This window comes from Polaromonas sp. P1_G4, from assembly GCF_056405475.1.
In genome coordinates, this window is sequence record NZ_JBFUCA010000749.1 from 1 (window position 1) to 1,562 (window position 1,562).

Annotated in this window: 2 protein-coding genes; both read right to left on the minus strand. The window is 52.9% G+C overall.

All coding sequences use genetic code 11. The features are described 5' to 3' along the window. On the minus strand, positions 1-248 hold a 248-nt coding region (locus tag AC1D1X_RS22970; RefSeq protein WP_477699295.1), incomplete at its 3' end, for a hypothetical protein. Between the two features lie 115 nt (positions 249-363). Then, the gene (locus AC1D1X_RS22975) at positions 364-1,347 is read right to left on the minus strand and encodes a hypothetical protein (RefSeq protein ID WP_477699296.1); all 984 of its coding nucleotides are present in this window, start codon (positions 1,345-1,347) and stop codon (positions 364-366) included. Between the last annotated feature and the right edge of the window lie 215 nt (positions 1,348-1,562).

Below are 1,562 nucleotides of genomic sequence, written 5' to 3' on the forward strand. Positions count from 1 at the left end.
GCGTGTTTGTGACCAGACTTTTTCTGAAACTGAACTCCAAACCCTTCGGCGCCTCCCGTCAGTTGGTGCCAGCGGTATTTCATGTTCGTTAGCGTAGGCCATTCTTCCGCCTCGACCGAAACCTTGTACTGAGGATTTTCGGCCTGAATTTGCTCCGCCTCGCTAATAGCGAGAGCGAGCGATCTCGTGCCATCCATGAACATGCCACCAGTTTCGGAGGTCTTGACCTTCACGCGATAGATGATCATCTTGCCGCCGTATAACGTTTGCCATGAGGGGCGACGCAAGGGCGTAGCCCTTGTGACGTCCTCTCGATGGAAGGGTTAAGCCACACTCCTGACGCTGCAGGACTGGTGCATTGAGTCATGACGGGCCTCCACTGGGAAAGTCGAGAATGAGTGGATCCTTCGGGGGTGGGCTTAGTGAAGCATTCATGACAGCGTTGAAGTCGAATGGCTTCTGAAGGAGCAACTGCGTTAGGGCCTTGTATCCATCAAGCTTGTTCGCTAATTCCAGGTACTGGGCCGGGCGATTGCATAGCATTTCATACGTCTCTAACAGCACCTGCCTCAGGTAATACTTTCGGAGGCCAGCCTGATCAGTGACTATGCTGGAACACTCGTGACACATCTTGTGCAGGTGTGTACATGCGCTGTCGAGTGCGAAGTCGCCATAGTCCTGGTGATCGAGTTGGTAGCCCATATATCTATCGCCAAGCGGAGACAAATGCACTGCCTGACTGTTCCAGTCATAAGCCGTAGAGGTGTACGAGGCTAGGCGCCCTGCCTTTTCAAATATTTCGCTCAGCGGTATCTTGTGAAGCCAGTTTGAAAGCTTTTCCCACTGATCTGTGCATTTGGTTGGGTCGAGATCGAATTTTTTGCTGAACAACTTTTGCATCGTCTCGATGTTGGCTTCGAGCCATGTTGTCATCAGCGGATCGAGAGGTTGTTTGAGGTTCAGAATCCGGTTCCGGATTGCATGAAGAGTGTGGAAGTTTTCCCATCGCCATGCGRACTCCTCGTACCGCCCTGGCGTTGCCAGAAGGTACTTTGAAACCGTATACAACTCTTCAATGTGACGTACATGCAGCAGCGCAGCGCGGCTCTTCCCTACAGCATCGATGGCTGCACAGTGATCTGCAATATCGCGGAGTACGTATAGCAGGACGTGGTAGAGAGGGTGGATTGTTATTGCCGACCTCCGAATCTCGGCCAAAACTTCATCAGCTTTGACTTTCAGCGGACGCCCTGCTAAGTCAAGAGCGTTGGGGTGATCTATGCCCCAGAACTCCTGCATGAACTCCAACAGCGATGCTTGTATTGCGTTGGCAGGTATGGCGAGCATGCTGTGAGGCCTAACGTTTGACATGAGCGGCGGCTGGAAGCAAGCGAAGCTTGCTGGAAGACGTCCGCTCGATGGAAGGGTTAGGCACCGGTGTATTCACTGCTGCGCCTTGCCTTGCTGCATACGAGCACGTACTTGCTCGCGCATGCGTTCGTTGAGTTGTTGAAACTCTCGAATGAGCTTGTCGCATGGCTCTTTCGTGGCCTGGCAAAGAG